Source organism: Alteromonas sp. S005 (assembly GCF_036864475.1).
GTDB lineage: Bacteria > Pseudomonadota > Gammaproteobacteria > Enterobacterales > Alteromonadaceae > Alteromonas.
In genome coordinates this window covers 280118-299630 of the sequence record NZ_JAZETN010000002.1, presented here as the reverse complement: position 1 = coordinate 299630, position 19513 = coordinate 280118, and the positions used below count along the sequence as shown (strand labels likewise).

18 protein-coding genes are annotated in these 19513 nt (G+C 45.9%); all 18 read right to left on the bottom strand.

All coding sequences use genetic code 11. The annotated features are described in order from the left end of the window. Positions 1 to 1410 (bottom strand): flagellar biosynthesis protein FlhF, encoded by a 1410-nt coding sequence (flhF, locus tag V7R55_RS03880; RefSeq protein ID WP_334057510.1) that lies wholly within the window; start codon positions 1408 to 1410, stop codon positions 1 to 3. A 29-nt stretch (positions 1411 to 1439) separates the two neighbouring features. Then, entirely contained in the window at positions 1440 to 3539 is a 2100-nt protein-coding gene (flhA, locus tag V7R55_RS03875) for a flagellar biosynthesis protein FlhA (RefSeq protein WP_039223055.1), read from the bottom strand. A 167-nt stretch (positions 3540 to 3706) separates the two neighbouring features. Further along, positions 3707 to 4831 carry a flagellar biosynthesis protein FlhB gene (gene flhB / locus V7R55_RS03870; protein ID WP_278343757.1) on the bottom strand — a complete coding sequence of 375 codons (1125 nt, stop codon included), beginning with the start codon at positions 4829 to 4831 and terminating at the stop codon, positions 3707 to 3709. Between the two features lie 6 nt (positions 4832 to 4837). Next, positions 4838 to 5617, bottom strand: a complete 780-nt coding sequence (gene fliR, locus V7R55_RS03865; protein WP_014978604.1) for a flagellar biosynthetic protein FliR — start codon at positions 5615 to 5617, stop codon at positions 4838 to 4840. Positions 5618 to 5629: 12 nt separating this feature from the next. Further along, complete coding sequence (gene fliQ / locus V7R55_RS03860; protein ID WP_334057507.1) at positions 5630 to 5899, bottom strand: flagellar biosynthesis protein FliQ; 270 nt, start codon at positions 5897 to 5899, stop codon at positions 5630 to 5632. An 8-nt stretch (positions 5900 to 5907) separates the two neighbouring features. Next, positions 5908 to 6663 carry a flagellar type III secretion system pore protein FliP gene (gene fliP, locus V7R55_RS03855; protein ID WP_334057505.1) on the bottom strand — a complete coding sequence of 252 codons (756 nt, stop codon included), beginning with the start codon at positions 6661 to 6663 and terminating at the stop codon, positions 5908 to 5910. Then, positions 6656 to 7108: a flagellar biosynthetic protein FliO gene (gene fliO, locus V7R55_RS03850; protein ID WP_334057503.1), complete on the bottom strand. Its 453-nt coding sequence runs from the start codon at positions 7106 to 7108 to the stop codon at positions 6656 to 6658. The genes fliP and fliO overlap by 8 nt, the downstream gene beginning before the upstream one ends. Positions 7109 to 7136: 28 nt before the next feature. Then, entirely contained in the window at positions 7137 to 7544 is a 408-nt protein-coding gene (gene fliN, locus V7R55_RS03845) for a flagellar motor switch protein FliN (RefSeq protein WP_014948639.1), read from the bottom strand. A gap of 17 nt (positions 7545 to 7561) precedes the next feature. Next, positions 7562 to 8620: a flagellar motor switch protein FliM gene (fliM, locus tag V7R55_RS03840; RefSeq protein ID WP_334057501.1), complete on the bottom strand. Its 1059-nt coding sequence runs from the start codon at positions 8618 to 8620 to the stop codon at positions 7562 to 7564. A 27-nt stretch (positions 8621 to 8647) separates the two neighbouring features. Beyond that, positions 8648 to 9187 carry a flagellar basal body-associated protein FliL gene (fliL, locus tag V7R55_RS03835; RefSeq protein ID WP_039223619.1) on the bottom strand — a complete coding sequence of 180 codons (540 nt, stop codon included), beginning with the start codon at positions 9185 to 9187 and terminating at the stop codon, positions 8648 to 8650. 218 nt (positions 9188 to 9405) lie between these two features. Continuing rightward, complete coding sequence (locus V7R55_RS03830) at positions 9406 to 11730, bottom strand: flagellar hook-length control protein FliK (RefSeq protein WP_334057497.1); 2325 nt, start codon at positions 11728 to 11730, stop codon at positions 9406 to 9408. Between the two features lie 350 nt (positions 11731 to 12080). After that, a complete protein-coding gene (fliJ, locus tag V7R55_RS03825; RefSeq protein ID WP_334057496.1) occupies positions 12081 to 12527 on the bottom strand; it encodes a flagellar export protein FliJ in 447 nt (148 codons plus the stop codon). 72 nt (positions 12528 to 12599) lie between these two features. Continuing rightward, positions 12600 to 13934, bottom strand: a complete 1335-nt coding sequence (gene fliI / locus V7R55_RS03820) for a flagellar protein export ATPase FliI (protein WP_334057494.1) — start codon at positions 13932 to 13934, stop codon at positions 12600 to 12602. Beyond that, the gene (gene fliH, locus V7R55_RS03815) at positions 13927 to 14709 is read right to left on the bottom strand and encodes a flagellar assembly protein FliH (protein ID WP_334057493.1); all 783 of its coding nucleotides are present in this window, start codon (positions 14707 to 14709) and stop codon (positions 13927 to 13929) included. Before fliH ends, fliI begins: the two co-directional genes overlap by 8 nt. A 118-nt stretch (positions 14710 to 14827) precedes the next feature. Further along, positions 14828 to 15868 (bottom strand): flagellar motor switch protein FliG, encoded by a 1041-nt coding sequence (gene fliG / locus V7R55_RS03810; protein WP_025254367.1) that lies wholly within the window; start codon positions 15866 to 15868, stop codon positions 14828 to 14830. A 12-nt stretch (positions 15869 to 15880) separates the two neighbouring features. Beyond that, complete coding sequence (fliF, locus tag V7R55_RS03805; protein WP_334057490.1) at positions 15881 to 17575, bottom strand: flagellar basal-body MS-ring/collar protein FliF; 1695 nt, start codon at positions 17573 to 17575, stop codon at positions 15881 to 15883. A gap of 12 nt (positions 17576 to 17587) precedes the next feature. Beyond that, on the bottom strand, positions 17588 to 17923 hold the full coding sequence (gene fliE, locus V7R55_RS03800) for a flagellar hook-basal body complex protein FliE (protein ID WP_334057488.1): 336 nt from the start codon (positions 17921 to 17923) through the stop codon (positions 17588 to 17590). A gap of 242 nt (positions 17924 to 18165) precedes the next feature. Next, a complete protein-coding gene (locus V7R55_RS03795; protein WP_334057486.1) occupies positions 18166 to 19503 on the bottom strand; it encodes a sigma-54-dependent transcriptional regulator in 1338 nt (445 codons plus the stop codon). Between the last annotated feature and the right edge of the window lie 10 nt (positions 19504 to 19513).

Genomic DNA, 19513 nt, shown 5'->3' with positions numbered 1-19513 from the left:
TTATGCTGTTTTAATTGCGTTGTTGCCACTAGTATGATTCAAACCGTACTTTTTATAAAGCTTTGCAGCAGCGGAAACTAAAGATTTCGCTTCTGCAATCTTAATGTCTTCAGGCACTTTTTGGCCATCGGTGACATAACTAACCGGTAGTTGATATTCAACCGCTGCACTAAGCACCTCTCCTAAAGAGTAGCACTCATCTAACTTTGTGAAAATACAGCCACTTAGTTCAATATCATCATACGCTTGAATGATTCTCTGCAAAGCAGGATATTGCGTATTAGCTTGCGCTACCAAATATTTTTTAACTTTCGGCATTTGGCCATTGTCGAACTGCTTAATTTGCTTAATTAATCGACTATCACGCTGACTAAAACCTGCTGTATCAATCAATACTAGTCGCTTATGACGAAGTTGGAACAATAAATCTGCAAGTTCTTCACTAGTTTGCGCTTTTCGCACAGTACAGCCAATAATTTTTCCGTATGTCGCTAGCTGCTCATAGGCTGCAATTCTATACGTATCAATGGTTATCATAGCCACCGACTCTGCACCGTATTTCTGCGCATAGCGAGCGGCTAACTTTGCAACAGTGGTTGTTTTACCCGTACCAGTAGGCCCGACTAATGCAACGGCACCTTGTGAGCTAAGTATATCGTTTCCGGTAACATTTATGCGATTAGCCAATAGGTTAAGAAGATATACCCATGCGTCACGTTCGTTGTAATGAGCAGGTGTATAGCTAATAAGCTGTGTTGCTAGTGCACTACTTAAGCCCATATCGGTTAATCGAGTGACCAGGTATTGATGAACAGGTTTTTGACGCTTGTTCTTCGCTTCCATTAAGTCAGCAACTTGATACTGTAATACGTCGCGAAGCGAGGCTAACTCTTCTTTGATTTGAGCTAGTTCAGCAGACTGAGATACAGGTGTCTCTCCCATGCTTGAAGCTTGATGCTCGGGGAAAGCGTGTTGATTTTTACTATCTTCAACAGGTGATTGCGTCTCTATATCGTCAATGAAGGCTTCTGAAAAGTCTAAGTGTGATGCTATTTCATTGGCGTGCTTAGCGTTAGCTGACATAGGTTGATCTGGCTGAAGAGTATTCGTTGTCTGCGCTTTTCCACCATGTTGCTTTTCCAGCAATGCTTTTAAGCTGTCTGGGCCGTCGTCGCCAATAATTTCACTTAAGCTAGGCACGGCCTTTTGACCTGGTGTTTTAGCTGCGGCTTGTGGAGCCGCCTTAGGCGTGAAAAGCTTAGCTTCAGGCTCTTTGTCGTAGGCTGCTACAAGCTCGATACCGTCAGCGACTTTGCGATTTGACATGATCACAGCATCACTGCCTAACTCCGCTTTAACTTGGCTTAGCGCCTCACGCATATCTTTGCCGAAGAAACGTCTAATTTTCATTGCAACCTCTCCAATCACCCAGTGTCAGATTATTGACCGACCGAACTGACTATTTTTATTTGTTTGTCGTCAGGCACTTCTTGGTATGAAAGAACATGCAGCCCAACAACAGAATACTTTAAGAAGCGAGACAGAACAGGTCGCAACATGCCTGAAGTAAGGAGTACTGCAGGTTCTCCTTCTAACTCTTGCTGCTGACTGGCTTGCTGCAATGATTTTTGCAGCTTGTCTGCCAGACCTGGTTCGATACCAGCACCGTCTTCGCCACCTGCTTGAAGAGACTGGTGCAACATCTGTTCCAACTCTGGCGCCAAGGTTATGACAGGTATCTCTTTCGCCCCCTGGGTAATTTCTTGAACGATTAGACGCTTAAGTGCTATACGCACTGCAGACACCAGTACATCTGGGTCTTGGCTTCGTGTGCCGTATTCACTAAGGGTCTGAACAATGGTGCGCATATCGCGAATAGGTACACCTTCAAATAGCAAGGTTTGCAGCACTTTCACAACTGTACTAAGCGGCAGAATATCAGGCACCAAACCTTCAACCAATTTAGGGTGCTGTTTAGCCAGCATATCTAGAAGCTGCTGCGCCTCTTCATGCCCAAGTAACTGATAGGCGTTATTGGAAAGTAACTGACTTAGGTGAGTCGCAACAACCGTAGCAGCATCAACAACCGTATATCCAAGAGTTTGCGCGTGCTCGCGCTTATTAGGCTTAATCCACACCGCATCTAGTCCGAAAGCAGGGTCTTTAGTAGCGCGCCCTTCTAATTTTCCGAACACTTGCCCTGGGTTAATGGCAAGCTCTTCGTCGTGACTAATTACCGAATCGCCAATAGTGACGCCGAGCATAGCGATGGTGTAAGTGTTAGGCTCTAAGTCTAAGTTATCGCGTATATGAACAGGTGGAATAAGGAAGCCAAGTTCCTGGGAAAGCTTTTTACGCACGCCTTTAATTCGTGTCAACAACTCGCCACCTTGAGATTTATCAACAAGAGGAATTAAGCGATAGCCCACTTCCAATCCGATAGTATCTACTTGCTGAACATCATCCCAACCTAACTCTTTAACTTCAGGCGCGACCGACTCGTCTTTTACCACGTTGTCTGGCACTTTAGGCTCTGCAGCTTTTTTCTTCGCTTGAACCGACTGCCAATAAGCAAAGCCGGCAATCAGGAAGGAAAAACCCAAAAATGCGATATGAGGCATACCAGGGATAATACCCATGACAAAAAGCACGCCCGAGGCAATATAAAGCGCTTGATTATTACCTAGCTGACCACGGATCTCTTTACCCATTTCTTGAGTTTCATTCTCACGAGTCACGATAATGGCTGTTGCTACCGAAAGTAATAATGAAGGAATTTGCGCCACCAAACCATCACCAATAGTCAATATGGTGTAGATTTCAATAGCATTACCGAATGAAAGCCCGTGCTGAATCATGCCAATGAAAAGACCGCCGACAATGTTAATTAGCATGATGAAAAGGCCCGCTACCGCGTCACCTTTTACAAATTTTGAGGCACCGTCCATCGACCCGTAAAAGTCAGCCTCTGCGGTTATTTCTTCGCGGCGCTGACGCGCTTGGTCTTGGTCAATATAACCAGCATTCAAGTCGGCATCGATTGCCATCTGCTTACCAGGCATAGCATCCAACGTAAAGCGAGCACTTACTTCTGAGATACGCCCTGCACCTGCGGTTACTACTTTAAAGTTGATAATAAGAAGAATGGCGAAAACAACAATACCTACGGCATAGTTACCACCGATAACGACCGCACCAAAGGCTTCGATAACCTTACCCGCAGCATCGCCGCCCTCGTGCCCATAAAGCAAAACAACCCGCGTAGAAGCAACGTTCAGCGCAAGCCTTAATACCGTAGCGATAAGTAACACCAAGGGGAAAATGCCGAAATCTACTGGACGCTGGGTAAGTACAGCCACCAAGATAATCACTAGTGACAAAGCAATGTTGAAGCTAAACAGCACATCCAATAAGAACGGCGGCATGGGCAATATAACCATGCCCATAATTGCCAAAAGGACGATGGGTGCGCCTAAACCACTGGTAAAATTTTGCAGCTGATTTTTATCGAATCGCTGAAGATAACCGGATAACTGCATGGCTTGGTGTCTCTCTATCAGAAAATTGACGCTTTACGTGAAACTGAAGGAGAGTTTTCAACTAACGTGCCAGCTTTATTGAAAGAGGACTTTTGACACAGCTAATTGTTAGAAAATTCGCGAAACATGTTAAGGTGGTAAGTACACATTGAAAGTTGTAGGGGCACCTAGCGTCGATACTCTGGTGGTATCGGCAAATCCCGTTTAAGAGGCTTAGGTCGTTTGCCCTTACCTGCTTTGTGCGCTCTTAACTGATAAACGTGCGCCAGCACCTGCGCTACCGCCATAAATAAAGCGTTCGGAATTTCATCGTCCACTTCAGTGGAGTAGAAAATGGCGCGGGCAAGCATGGGAGAAGGGATCAACGGCACATCGTTGGCGGTAGCAATTTTTCTGATGTGCATCGCCAGCTCATCAGCACCTTTAGCGACCACAACCGGCGCCCTTACCCCCTTCTCGTCATATTTAATAGCAACAGAAAAGTGAGTAGGGTTGGTCACGACAACGTCTGCTTGTGGTACTTCCTGCATCATGCGCTTGGTTGCAGCCTGATATTGCAGACGGCGAATTCGGCCTTTAACCATAGGGTCGCCTTCCGCATTTTTCCGTTCGTCTTTAACCTCTTGCTTGGTCATCTTCATTTCTTTGTTGTGCTTATACATTTGATAAGGCACATCAATGAGCGCGATAGGGATCATGCCGCACACCAGAATAAGAAACGCCCACTTAAGCATGTCGAGTGCGTGAAAGATGTTTCCCGGATAAAGCTCCATATCAAGGTGGAGCGCTTCATCTTCAAAGAACAGTAACGCCCCAATTGCCATGCCGATAATGGCTACAACTTTCGCAATAGACTTAAGTAACTCTACCAAGCCGTTCATGCCAAACATGCGTTTGAAGCCTTGGATAGGGCTCATTTTTGAACCCTTAGGTTTTGCACCTTCCCAGGTAAAGTTAAAACCGCCAAGGGCGATAGAGCCGTAAATGCCCGCTATCATTGCCACAACCATGTATAGCAGCACGGCAGGACCTACTGCCGAAAAGGCTTCACCCCATGCGCCAAACATGTGGGTGATATCATAGGTTTCGTCACGAGAGAGAATGAACATTCTCTGAGTAAGTTTAAAAACAGATTCAGCAATCCACCCGCCCACAAACAAGAACATAAAAGCACTGACGATAAGTACTAGGGTCGTAGAGAGTTCACGGGATCGGGCTAGCTGCCCTTTTTTTCGGGCATCTTCGAGTTTTTTCCCCGTGGGGTCTTCTGTTTTTTCGCTTGAATCTGCCATGTTTTCCTACGAACAAATATTCAATAGTTCACACATAAACTGTTCGGCTCTAAACCATTGGGTTTCGAAGTGTGCAGTAAAGTTATCAAGTGTTATCCAAATAATCAGTAATCCCATTACCTGAGCAATGGAAAAACCAATACTAAAAATGTTTAGCTGTGGTGCAGCTTTGGTCATTACGCCAAACGCCAAGTTCACGATAAGCAGCGAGACGATTGGCGCAAGGGAAAGGGTCACTGCCGATATGAACATCCAGCCGGCCCAATGGGCAATATCGCGAAACTGTTCACCGGTCCACCATGCTTCGCCTATGGGAAACGCCTCAAAGCTCATGACTATCATTTGGATCATGGACAAATGCCCATCCAAGGTCCAAAACAATAAGGTCGCTAGTATCAGATAAAACTGGCCGACTGCGGGCACGTTAATACCGTTTACCGGGTCAACGATTGACGCAAACCCCAAACCGGTTTGCATTGCTATAATTTGACCTGCAAGCACGAAGGTATTGAGCACCATCATTGATATAAAACCAATAGCAATGCCTATTAGCAACTGCTGAATAACGATTAAAAATGTGCCCACATCCACCAAATTTTCTATGGGTGACGGGGGCACTACCGGCATGATAATGAGCGTGAGCATTATACCCAACAAGGCTCTTACCTGCGGCGGAATGGATTTAGCACTCAAGCCAATCATGGCCACGAATAAGCCGCTAATGCGCATAAACGGCAGCAGCATGTCTGCTAGAAATTGATTGATGGTCGCAAGTTCGACTTCCACAGCTTTAGCCTTCTATCCCACAACCTGCGGGATCATATCAACCATTCTGAAAGTAAAGTCCATAAGCTGTTGCACCAACCAGTTTCCGCCCCAACTCAGCGCGAGAAGCGTTACAAGTAAGCGGGGCAAGAAACTCATGGTCTGTTCGTTGATACTGGTCGCCGCCTGAAAAACAGCAACAACTAGACCTACGATCAAGCTTGGAACAATCACCGCAGATACTAACACGATAACCATGAACATGGCTTCTCGCAGTATTTCTACAAAGGCTTCTGGTGACATAAGCCCTCCTAGACGCCCATACCGAAACTGGTCGCCAACGTACCGAAAATCAGGTTCCAACCATCAACCAACACAAACAACATGAGCTTAAACGGCAAGGATACAATCATAGGTGAAAGCATCATCATACCCATGGCCATCAATATAGACGCTACCACCAAGTCAATGATGAGAAAGGGAATAAATAGCATAAAACCAATTTGAAACGCGGTTTTAAGTTCACTGGTTACAAAAGCCGGAATAAGGATGGTTAGCGGTACTTCATTGGTATCGGCGTATTTTCCTTCATCTCCGGCTATCCGTACAAACGTTTCTAGGTCTTTAACCCGTGTTTGCGAAAGCATGAACGCGCGCATGGGGCCTTTGGCTTGCTCAAGAGCGTCTAAGCTGGTGAGTTGCTCGTTAAGATAGGGCTGTAAAGCTCGCTCGTTCACCTCTTCAAACACCGGCGCCATAATAAACATGGATAGAAACAAACTTACGCCAATGAGTATCTGGTTTGACGGAGATTGCTGTAAACCGATAGCCTGACGCAAAATAGACAACACCACAATAATACGCGTAAACGAGGTCATCATCATGATAAACGCAGGGATAAGGCTTAGCGCCGTCATGATAAACAGCGCTTGAAGCGTCATAGAGTAATCTTGTGTTCCATCTTGGTTAGTCGTTACCGTTACAGCTGAAATTCCCTGCTGCGCATAAGCAGGCTCCACGAGAAGTAATAAGGGTAGGGTTAAAAGTAGCCAGGCAAACTTACGCATCTCTCGACTCTTCCTTTGTTTTATTCTTTTCTATATTCGGGTTGAGCTTTTCCGCCATGGCAGCAACAAGTTTTTGTTTAAACGCATCGGCACCATTTTGTTGCTCGCCTGTGGTTTTGTTCATACTTTTCACAGGCACATCGAGATTCTTATCTAATTTGCTTAAATGAGAGATGTTGTGACTGGTTACACCAATGAGGTGCTGCTCTTCACCTACCTGAATCACCATGATTTTTTCTTTTGTGCCAACAACCATGCTGGCCGCGACTTTCATTTGATTTCCACCCATCGCAGTGACATTAAATCGACGCATCACATAAGCGAGAGCGAAAATGACGCCAACAACGACAAGCAAAGAAAGGAAAATTGACAGTACCGACGTGGGGTTGGTGATTGACTGGGTCGACTGCGCGACGGCTATCTGGCTAAACAAAAGGGGCAGCATTGCACAACCCCTTATTTTATAAGAAGTTTTATCTGAGCTTCTTAATTCTCTCAATTTGACTAATAACATCCGTTAATCGAATACCGAATTTGTCGTTGACCACTACTACTTCTCCATGAGCAATCAACGTGCCATTAACTAATACATCTAGTGGCTCACCGGCAACACGATCCAGCTCCACCACAGAACCCTGGTTCAACTGTAGCAGATTTCGGATACTAATTTGACTACGACCGACTTCCATCGAAATAGTCACTGGAATATCTAGAATAGTATCTAGCTTTTTCTTTTCTTCTTGCGTGATAGGCGCGTCGTCAGTTAATTCGTCAAGTTCAGCAACTTGTACGTCTTCGTTATCGCCAGCCTCTTGTTCCGCTTCAGATTCGGCTTGTTCGGCCATTGCCGCTGCCCAATCGTCCATACCGTCTTCACTCATGGGAACTCCCCTCTACCTTACAGGTCTTCTTCGAGTACTTGCAGTTCTGCGTCATTATCAATAATGCGCCCACCGCGGGTTAATAACTGTAGCTCAGACTTCACTGAAGTCGGTCTTGCAATTTTCTCTACAATTTTCAGAGCCAGATTATCGCGGCTGCGACCTAACTTAGCCCTGAACGTGGGTAAATCTTCAATTAATACTGTGATGGCTTCTGGCATCTCCACAGGGATGATATCGCCAGGTTTAAACTCCATCACATCGCGAAGTGGTACATCAACGTCTAGCATGTGCGTGGTTAACGCTACTTTAACGTCCATGATTTCATCACGAAGGGCCTTACTCCAGCGTAAGTCCGTATCTTCTTTATCGCTTTGAACACCCGCATCAAGCAGTTCGCGAATAGGTTCTAGCATTGAGTATGGCAGCGACACGTGGAAGTCGCCACCGCCTCCGTCCAGTTCGATATGGAACGAGCTGATAACTACAACCTCGGTTGGACTCACAATGTTCGCCATCGCAGGGTTTACTTCTGAGTCCAAATATTCGAACGACACATCCATGACCGGTGCCCATGCTTCTTTATAATCTTCAAAGATTATTTTAAGCAGCATTTGAATGATACGCCGTTCGGTGGGCGTAAACTCTCGGCCTTCAATCTTCGCATGATAGCGACCATCGCCACCAAAGAAGTTGTCCACCAAAATGAATACCAAACGGGCTTCCATGGTAATTAGCCCCGTGCCTTTAAGCGGACGGAAACGCACCATGTTTAGACTCGTTGGTACGAACAATGTGTGTATGTATTCACCAAACTTAATCATCTGAATACCGTTAATCGATACTTCAGCTGAACGTCGCATCATGTTGAACAAACTCACACGCATATGACGTGCGAAACGTTCATTAACGATTTCAAGCGTAGGCATACGCCCACGCACAATTCGGTCTTGCGAGGAGAAGTCGTACTCGAGCGTAGAAGCATCAGAGTCGCTGCCGCCGACCTCTTCTTCTTCTACATCATCTACCCCGTGTAATAGGGCATCGATTTCATCTTGAGATAATAAATCACTCACCGTCTTCTACCTTACTTGGTCATTGCATTACTGCATGACAAACCCAGTAAACAATACGCGCTCAACTACATCGCTGCCCGTAATGTCTTTTAATGCTTTTTGCACTTCCGTTACCGCTTGCTCGCGAAGCTCAATTTTACCCGCTTCTGTTACCAAGTCGTCCGCATTTGACGTACTAAACGCCTGTAGTAATGTCCCTTCAATAAGCGGTATATGCGTCTTTGCTAACTCTTCGTTATCAGAACCGCGTACTAATAGCTGTACTTTAATTTGAACCAATCGGTCTCGTCCCGAACCCGGCACGTTAAAAACGAAAGGTCTCGGCATAGCAACATAAAGTGCCGTACCAATTTCAGCGTTACCTGTACTCGCTGCCGGCGCACTTGCAGCAGCTGCTGCAGCATCAGCTTCAGCCAATTCCTCGGCCGCTGGCTCATCTCCACCCGCGAAAAGCAAGAAATAAGCGGCAGCCCCGCCGCCTACAAGAACCACAGCGATAATGATGATCAACATCATTTTGCCTTTCTTCTTACCGCCTTCTTCTACCTGTAACTCTTCATCAGCCATGTGTAACTCATCAGTAATATTAAGAAAAAACGTATTATCAATGTTCCACCGCAAATGGCAATGCCATAATTGGTATCTACAGCTTGTAGCAGCAACCATTAACTCGCATTAAGCAGCGGTTCATCGAACTGTCCGTTCAAAATTGAACGAATACTCCAAACATAGCAGTCTTAAAATAATCTCACCATGCTACCTATTGATAATAGTTTTTCCCTGTCTTAAGCGTAGAAATCAATTCCGCCCTTGGCTGCCCGCGTCACTGATTGCTCGATAATTCGCGTTTCGTCGATATCTTCCAAGCCCTCATTTTCTCCACGGTTTCCGGCGCCATTTCTACTGCCATTGTTTTCTGCAAGTTGCTGGCCATTTTCGTTACCCGACGAATTATCTTTTCTTACTTGTGCATCACCCAGTTCAATGCCTTGTTCTGACAGCATGTCGCGCAGTTTCGGCATCGCATCAGCTAGTGCCTCTTTCGCTTGTTGAGACTGCACAACGAAACTCACGCTTGCCGCGTCACCTGCAACGTTTACCCGAACCTGCATACTGCCCATTTCCGGCGGATCGAGTCGAATCTCAGCCATGGTGTTGCGCGCGTTCACCATCCAGCGGATTTTTTCGTTTAGCTGCTGCTGGCCCTCTGGCTTATGAATGTTGACCGCTTTATCAAAGCCTTCAAACTGCTGCTGAGATTTTGACGCTTCAGCGCGAAGCTGTGAGTTTTCTTGTATTACCGTATCGGTTTGTCCCATCATACTTGCAAAAGCCTGTTGAGCACTGGCTTGCGTTTGCGTCATTAAATTTAGGAACTGACTTGCTTGGTTATCGACCCTTGCCGTCATTGAAGCAATTACGTCGGTACTTACTGCTGCCTCTTTTGCGGCATCAGCCACGATAGCTGATAAATCGATGCCAGGCTCTCTACCTTGTTGAACTTGTTGCTGGAATTCATTAATACCGGCAATGATGTTTGTCTTCACAGCTTGTTGTTGTGCACCACTTGGCATTACTGTAACGACGCGTTCAGCAAACGCCTCGGTAGCTTTTTGTGCAGTTTGTGGGGAAAGTTCACTTAACGCAGTTAATAAGTCACTTTGCGGATCACCGGTCATTTCAAAGCTATTATTTGGAGGTGTAGCACTTTGAGGTACCGCACTTTGTACACTCATCATCGGTGCATTGTCAGATGCTGTCACCTTATTTTTGTCAGCTCCGTTAGTATTCACACCGCCACTTTCCAAAACGGCTCCGTCAATAGTTACTTCAGCGGCTATGTCAGTGGTAGCATCAGAATACAATGCTTCTAATTGAGAGCTGGCTTCGTCTGACGATTGTTGCTGCATCGCTTTAAGCTCATCAGATAACAGGCTTAACACAAGAGATTCATCTGCTGCGTTTTTACTATTTTCCAGCGTTCCCTCTGCCCCCTCGCTCACGCTTTGCTCTACATCGTTATCGATCTCTTTTTGCTGCAAGAGTTGCGCTATTAGCGTCGAAAGGTCATTGGAATTTGGGTCTGACTTATCCTCGGTAAGGAATTTAGAAAGTTCAGCGTTAGCTTCGCTGTTAGGTCCATTTTGTTCGCTATCGGCACTATTTTGTTCGCTTCCGGCACTATTTTTTTCGCTTCCGGCACTATTTTGTTCGCTTTTGCCGCCAATCAATAGGTCAGTTAAAGCACTCAGCGTTTGTTGTGCGTCAGTCGAAAGGGATTCGATAGCGATATCTCCCTCACTGTTGCCACTTTTAAGCTGAGAAAGTAAATGTGCCATTACCGAGGACGCGTCGTTGGCATCTACACCGTCTGGTATTTTCCAAAGCTTTCCGTTTTCTTTTACAGAAAGAACATTAACCGTCTCGTCTAAAATTTCAGAAATACCATTGGTTGCTCTGTTACCTGGTTGCCCTTGAGTTTGCTCTTTGCTATCAGCCTTACCAAAGCGATCTGCTAGGATTTCCACATAGGCAACCCAGTCTGGCTCTTCATCAGCCTTATCCGGCTTTCCATCTGGCGCACCCGGTGTGGTTATAACACCTGCCTCAGCATCTTTTTTGCCACCTTCTCCAATGACAAATTCTGCTTCGGTTACCCCTTTTTGCTCAATTTTACCTTCAGCCTCGTCAATTGCCAGACTATTGTTTTGTTTATCACCTGCACTGCGATGCGCCTCTGCGCTCTGCTCTTTGGTAGCCGGCGCAGACTCAGCAGGCTCGTCTGTTGCACGTTTTTCAACGGGAAGGTCAGTATGACCTGCATCACCGTCCTTACCCTTCTTTATTGTGTCAGTGGATGCTGAAGTTCCGTCAGTCGAGCTGGTTGAGCGGGCTGCCTCTGGGGGCTTAGATCGTAGTGTCTCTTTGTCATTTAGAACGAAATCTGATTTGCTTGATCTCGCTTCCTGATAAAGTCGATTGAATGCTTGGTTGTTTTCACTGTTCGCTTGTTGTTGCGTACCAATACCCGTTTCAACCGCTTTAGCTGTGCTAGAAGCAGAAAAAGGTAATGCGGCAATGTCTGTTTTATGTGCGGCAACTTGTTGCATATTGTCCTACCGTCCTACATTTATATCGTCTTTCACCAAGAAGACGTAATGTGATGCGAGTTAATCACTGGGCGTTATATTTAAACAGACCAAGAGAAGTAGATCGCAACCCCACCAACGCTTATCCTAATTTCAATCACTTAGCACTGCTCCGATACCCTTTGTGGCTATCGTTCGGTACTAGGTTTTATGCTCGCTTTAGTTGAATTTCGTACTATATAGCTTGCGTAGAACTTCAAACGTACGCTGTTAGAGCGTAATAACCAGGGCACTGAAATTATGGCGCGCTGTTACATTTCATATTGATTTAGCAAGGGTTGAGCCAAAGTGGCTTGAGAACATACTATTTATTAGAAAGGTGAGCGTTTAGCTCTGAAAAATCGTTGGGTAGCAAATTCATCCATCATGGCCTGTTCGGCTTTAGCTTCTTTTTTCTGCTCTGCCAACTTTTTCTTATCAAGTAGCAAGGTCACAGCTTTAACTTTCTGCTGCTGTTTTAGCCACATTTGCTTGCGCTGGTCTGCTGCCATCTGCGCACGAGCAATCATTTGCATCTGCTGCTCACACGCTTTATCTAATTTTCCGACGAAAGATAAGTGTTGTTGATAATAAGTCGCCGTAACGCCGGCTTGACCGGTTTGCTGAATACCTTTGATATAGTCAATACGGTACTGCTCGAGGCTAGTAAGCTTTTGCTTTTGCTGATTTACGTTTTGCTGAGCCTGCTGATAATACCGGGCTTCTCGCTGCTCTTTTTCTCGCTCAAACTCGGCTAGACGCTCTAGTTGTTTAGACATTTTTAGCGCCCTTATTCAAGATTTGTGATTTCTTCTTCACGAGCGTTTTATTACTGTTGACTAACAAAGCCATCATCCCTGCCCTAACCCTTTGGCAAGCGCTGCCATACCTTCTAGGCTTTCGTCATAAGGAATGACTTGCTTCATTCCTTGCTGCAACAAAGCATTGATTGCGGGCTCAGCACGAATGGCTAAATCAATACGTGGGTCGGAGCCTTTTGCGTAAGCGCCAATAGAAATAAGATCTTGGTTTTGTTTGTAGTTTGAGTAAACCTGGCGAATGCGACGAGCCATTAATTGATGCTCTTCACTCACCACCATTGGCATTACGCGACTTATCGACGCTTCAATATCAATTGCAGGGTAGTGACCACTATCGGCAAGGGTTCGCGATAAAACCACGTGACCATCTAGAATGGCACGAGCAGCGTCTGCTATGGGGTCTTGTAAGTCGTCGCCTTCAGTGAGTACCGTATAAAAGGCAGTGATAGAGCCTTGTCGCTCGCTGCCATTACCAGCTCGTTCAACTAATGCAGGTAATCGAGCAAAGACCGATGGCGGATAGCCTTTTGTTGCAGGAGGTTCACCCACAGCCAGCGCTATCTCGCGCTGCGCCATGGCATAACGAGTTAACGAATCAATGAGCAGCAGCACCTTCATGCCTTTATCTCGAAAATATTCAGCAATGGTGACAGCAGTTTCACAACCCTTTAAGCGCATAAGAGGTGAAGTATCAGCAGGTGCAGCTACTACAACTGCACGTTGACGCTCTTCTTCTGTGAGGATTTCGTGAATAAACTCTTTTACTTCTCGTCCACGCTCTCCAACAAGCCCCACAACAACCACGTCAGCTTCACAGCCACGGGTCATCATGCCAAGTAGCACACTTTTACCCACACCACTTCCGGCGAAAAGCCCCATACGCTGACCTACACCTACTGTATTGAGTGCATTAATGGCGCGCACGCCAACATCCATAGGTGCGTTTATAGGCCGGCGGATAAGCGGGTTCATTGGCGGTCTAGTGGTTGGCGCGCGGGCTTCTGCATTTATTTCGCCTAAACCGTCAAGGGGCTGACCATTGCCATCTACCACACGCCCTAAAAGCCCCATACCTACCGGCAAACCGCTTTGTCGATTTAGCGGCATCACGCGACTTCCGGGCACAATGCCGCGCACCGCTTCGGTGGGCATCAAATAAGTAATATCATCGCCAAAACCAACTACTTCGGCTTCAATTTCACCTTCGATAGTTTGCACTAAACACTGACTGCCGACGGGTAACTGACACCCCACAGCTTCAAGAGTTAAACCGATACCTCGGACTAACTTGCCTGCAGCAACAACAGGAGGAGAAGAGATCTGTTTTGTGAGGGATTCAAAGTGAGTATGCCAAGGACTAGTCATCTGACAAACCTTGGTTTAATAAAAATTTATCAATTACGTCGCGGCAACGGCGTTCAATAGACACGTCGACGGCATTTTGCACAGTAGTAATATCGCAACCGCCACGTTCCATCGCTGGCGCTTCAATTAAATTCCACCCTTTTTTAGAAATCTCTTCGTCGCCAAAGTGGGCTTTTACCAATTCAATATCGTCAGGGTTCATGTGAATTTGATAATCCGCTTGATTAATGGGCAGCGCTTTGATGCCTTCGCTTAACGCTTGTAGTATCACTTGTTGGTTAGTGCTAACCTCTGTTTTGATAACTGCTTTTGCAAGAGTTACGGCAAGTTTCACCAACTGGTCACGCGTTTCATCGTTAGCTTGCGAAAGTGGATCATGAAATTTTTCAGCAAGCATTTGCCACACTTCAGCTTGGGTTGCCATTTGCTGGCGACCTTCGTCTAAACCTTGTTCCAGACCTTCGTTATGACCTTGTTCTTTACCTTCGGTCAAACCCGCTTCGAGACCTTCAGCCTTACCTTCCTCAAAACCCTTTTCCTTGCCTTCTTGAAAACCTTCTTCATAGGCAGCTTGGCGAATAGCTTCAATCTCTTCAGCTGTTGGCGGCTTAATTTCCTCTTCAACTTCAGGTGGCTCATACTTCCAGTCTGAGCGTTTATTCAGTGCATTGGTTGGTTCATCCTTCCTAGATGCTCTTGGGTCATCGACAAAAGGCAGGTCCCAGGTTTTAGCTTCGTTTATTTCGTTTTCACTGAAATTTTTATTACCAGACATTTTTTATTACCAGAGACTTTTTAGTACGAGGCTCTTTATTAGAAGACTCTTTATTACAAGGCTAGTTATTACAAGCTTTGGTTATACCTCGGCTACAACAGTAAGGGCATCAGAGCCCTTACAAGAACTCTTCACCGCCACCGCCGCCAAGCATAATTTCACCTGAGTCAGAAAGTCGACGGGCAACAGAAAGAATTTCTTTTTGTGCAGTTTCCACTTCACTGATACGAACAGGGCCAAGCGCTTCCAGATCATCGCCAAGCATTTCAGCAGCACGCTTAGACATGTTGCGCATGATTTTATCTTTAAGCTCTTCGTCAGCGCCTTTAATGGCTTTAAGCAGCGCGTCTTGCTGTACTTCGCGTAGTATTGCTTGAATGCCTTTGTCGTCTACATCGACTAAATTGTCGAATACAAACATCAGATCTTGGATTTGCTGACTCATCTCTTCGTCTTGCTCGCGAATAGCGTCCATCAGCTGACCTTCTATCGCGGTATCCAAGTAGTTCATGATATTCGCAGCAGACTTCAAGCCGCCCATTTTCGCCGCTTGCGTTCCCGCTTGACCAGCAAACTGCTTCTCCATAATTTCGTTCAACTCTTGCAATGCTGCTGGCTGAACTTCTTCTAGGTTCGCAATACGCATCAACAAATCAAGACGTACTTTTTCTGGGAATTGCGCCAAAATCTCAGCGCTTTGCTCAGGTTCTAGATAAGACAGTACAATGGTTTGGATCTGCGGGTGTTCGTTGCGAATAATGCTCGCCACCTGCTTAGAGTCCATCCATTTCAGTGAGTCTAGACCTTTAGCACCACTACCCATTAGAATCTGATCGATAAGGTTTGCCGCCTTATCTTCACCTAACGCCGCAGTTAGGGCTCGCTTAACAAAGTCTTGGCTCTGGAAGCCAATAGTGCTGTAGTTCTGAATCTCTTCAATGAAGTGTTTGTGAACTGACGTGATTTTGGTTTGCGTCATATCGTCCACTTTCGCCATTTCAGAACCCAGCTTCTGCACTTGCTTCGGTTCAAGGTGCTTTAATATCTGCGCCGCATCTTCTTCAGATAAGCTAAGTAGTAAGATGGCAGCTTTCTCTACGCCTTCTAATTTACTGACGTCGTATGACGGTTCTTCAACATTGGCAAGTTCTTCAGCCATAATCTTATCTCACTACTCGTCTTGCATTAACCAGCCTTTCACTACTTGGGCTGATAATTCTGGTTCATTGGCCACTAGGGCGCGTACGGCTTTAAGTACATCTTCGTCTTTGTGTAAGTCAGGCAGCATAAGTGAGCCATCTGGCGCAAAGCCTACCTGTCCTTCGTCAAAGTCAGACGTTAGCATGCTAATTGTGTCATCGCCTAAATCTAAGCCTTCATCTGCGTCAAACTCATCTGCCTCGTTAGATTCATCTGGGTTGATAAGACGACGCAGCATAGGTCTGATTACAAAGATGATAAGTACTATTATAACCAAGCCACCAACAACTAGCTTAAGAATTGGCAAAAAGCCTGGCTGTTCCCACAAAGGCGCATCTTCAATTTCACCTGAATCCATACGAGTAAAGGGTACGCTAACCACTTCTAGCGAGTCGCCGCGGGTTACGTCAAAGCCAATACCGCCCTGCAATAGTCTGCGGATATTAAGAATTTCTTCTTGTTTGCGTGGCGTTGGCGTTATAGCGCCGTCTTCGCCTGCAACCTGGGTGTAGTCTACAGCTACTGACACACTCAGCCTGCGAATAACTCCTGTTTGTTTTTTAGTATGGCTAATGGTGGTATCAAGCTCGTAGTTGCGCGTTGATTCTTTTGCCGTGCGTCCAGGCATGGTTTGTTGACTGCCGCCCACAGCATTCTCTGGAATATTAGAATCTAACGGGGGCTGATTAGATAATGCGCCAGGAATACCGCCAACGCCGCCACCTACGCTATTCTCTTCCATGATCATTTCGCTGCGCACCGCAGGTAAATCAGGGTTGTAGCTGCGCTGAGTTTGCTCCATTGCCGTGAAGTCCATGGTGACATCAGCTTGCGCCGTGTAGTTACCTATGCCCAATACTGGAATCAATATAGCGTCAATTTTTTCTAGATACTCTTGCTCGCGCTGGCGCTCAATTTCGTATTCTTTCCTTGCGCGGGCACTCATTGAATCTTGAGAGCCTGAGTTAAGCAGACGACCATTGCTGTCAGTTACCGTTACTTTAGACGGCTCCATGTTTTGTACTGCTGATGCCACGATATCGACAACAGCATCAACCTCTTCACCTGCAATCACAGCACCGCGCTTAGCCGTTAGCACAACGGTTGCCGACGCTTTTTTCTCTCTGCGTGCAAACACATTTTCTTTTGGCATCGCCAGCAATACTCTGGCTTTTTGAATACTTGCGATATCTTCGATGGTCGAGGCAATCTGTTGTTCACGCGCATGTTTAAGACGTTCCATCTCTACACGCTGGCTTACACCAAACCCCATGTCCTGCATGATGATATCGGTACCTGCATCCGAGGTTTTAGTTAACCCTTGGCGTGTCATACCTAGGCGGATATTTTGGAACTCGTCACTTCTTACATAAACAGTATTGCCTTCAAGCTTATAATCGATTTGGTTTGCATCCATATAATCGAGGGTTTCGATAAGCTCTTGGGTTTCCATCTTAGCAAGGGGGCGATAATCAGGCTCTTGTGACCAAATAAGGATGAAAATAGCAATAGCCACACAAATAACCAAAACAACCACAAGGGCCATTTGGCGCATCATATCTGCGCTACCTAACGTATCCATGAAACCAGATTTATTCTCTGGCTCATTGTCCGCTGTTTGATTTTGATCAGGAACCGTAAGGTTTGTACCTGTTGCTTCAGCCATAACCTACTCCACCTATACCGGCATATTCATTATTGTTTTATAGGCTTCAAGTACTTTGTTACGTACCTGAACAGTAGCTTCAAAAGCAATGCCAGACTTTTCTTTCGCTAACATGACTTGGGCTAAGCTTAGACTTGGGTCGCCCATTTCAAAGCGCTGTTGAGCATCTTTTGATTCAAGCTGCATACCGTTTACACCGTCAACCGCGTTCTTAAGCATGGTCGAGAAATCGCTTGCAGAGCTGTTTATTTCAGTAAGCGATTGCTGCTGAGGCTCGTTAACTTGAAGACGAGTTTGCCCTATCATGTTTTGCATTTCTTGATACAAACTATTGGCTTTAACGTCCATACCCACTCCTAGCGTTTCTTTAAAAACCGCCTGAACAACGGCGAATAACTAATTATATGAGTGATTTAGCAAGGGGCTTGCCAACTTTAAAACCCCATACATATCAACATGATAAGAGTCAAAAACGGAAGAAAGCCAAATTTATGGCGTTTGATTTGATGGGAGCAACAAAAAACCGCCGCCTTCTTTACTACAGAGGCGACGGATAACGGGGATGAAAAGAGAGGTTCAAAACAGCAGTATTAAGCCGGTACTTCAATGCCGTCTTCACGCATGCGCGCTAGTTTATAACGAAGGGTTCTAGGGCTAATGCCAAGTTTTTCCGCAACGTCCTTACGTTTACCATTGCACGAGACTAATGTATCAAGAATAATTTGGTGCTCCTGATAGCGAAGTTCTGAGCCCAATTTGTTGTCTTCAACCTGCTCTTGAGTAACTTCAAGCGGGGCCGACATGTCTTCGTCAATCATTAGATCGCTTGCATCTATTTCATTGTTTTCACAAAGAATAAGTGCTCGCTGAACCACATTCTCTAACTCTCGAACATTTCCTGGCCAGCTGTATTGCGACAATTTATTGCGTGCTGCAGCACTTAACCTGATTGTTCCTAGACCCTGTGAACTTGCGTGACGCTGAACAAGATGCTCTGCAAGTGGTACGATATCGCCTGGGCGTTCCGATAGAGGACGCCATTCAATAGGAAAAACGTTTAAGCGGTAGTATAAGTCTTCTCTGAACTCACCTGCATCTACTGCTTTTCTTAGATCTCGGTTACTCGTTGCAATAACTCGCACATTAAGTTTAACGTTTTTTCGGCCGCCAAGACGCTCTACTTCACGCTCTTGCAGCACGCGCAGTAATTTAGCCTGAAGCGCTAAATCCATCTCAGTTATTTCATCAAGTAACAGGGTGCCATCTTGAGCTTGTTCAAACTTACCCGGACAAGCCTGAATAGCGCCGGTAAAGGCCCCTTTTTCGTAACCAAACAAAGTGGCTTCCAACATATTTTCTGGAATAGCAGCACAGTTGATGGCAACAAAAGGCGCATCGCTTCGCGGTGACTGGTCGTGAATATAGCGAGATAGCACTTCTTTACCCGATCCACTTGGGCCCATAACCATAACGGTAGCTTCAGACTTCGCCACTTTCCGCGAAAGCTCAAGTAGCTTCAAACTTGAAGGGTCAGCTACGATTGGCGTACGTGATTCAATTTTTTGTGCAGGCGCGTAGCGCCCCACTAAGTTAAGTAATACTTCTGGCGCAAAAGGCTTTGAAAGGTAGTCAGTTGCACCATCACGCATCGCTTGTACCGCATCATTAATGGTGGCGTAGGCCGTCATTAACAACACAGGCATATTCGGGAATTTAGCTTTAATACTTTTTAGCAGCGTTAAGCCACTCATTTCGCCCATTTGTATATCGCTAACCACTAGGTCCACATTCTGTGACGATAGCATCATCAATGCTTGCTCCGCGCAATCGGCAGCAACCACGTCATAGTTACCTAGCAAAAGAGTGTCTAGGAGCGCCTCGCGTAAACCCGCGTCATCTTCAACAATTAGTATGGTAGTTTTAGACATTATTCTCTCC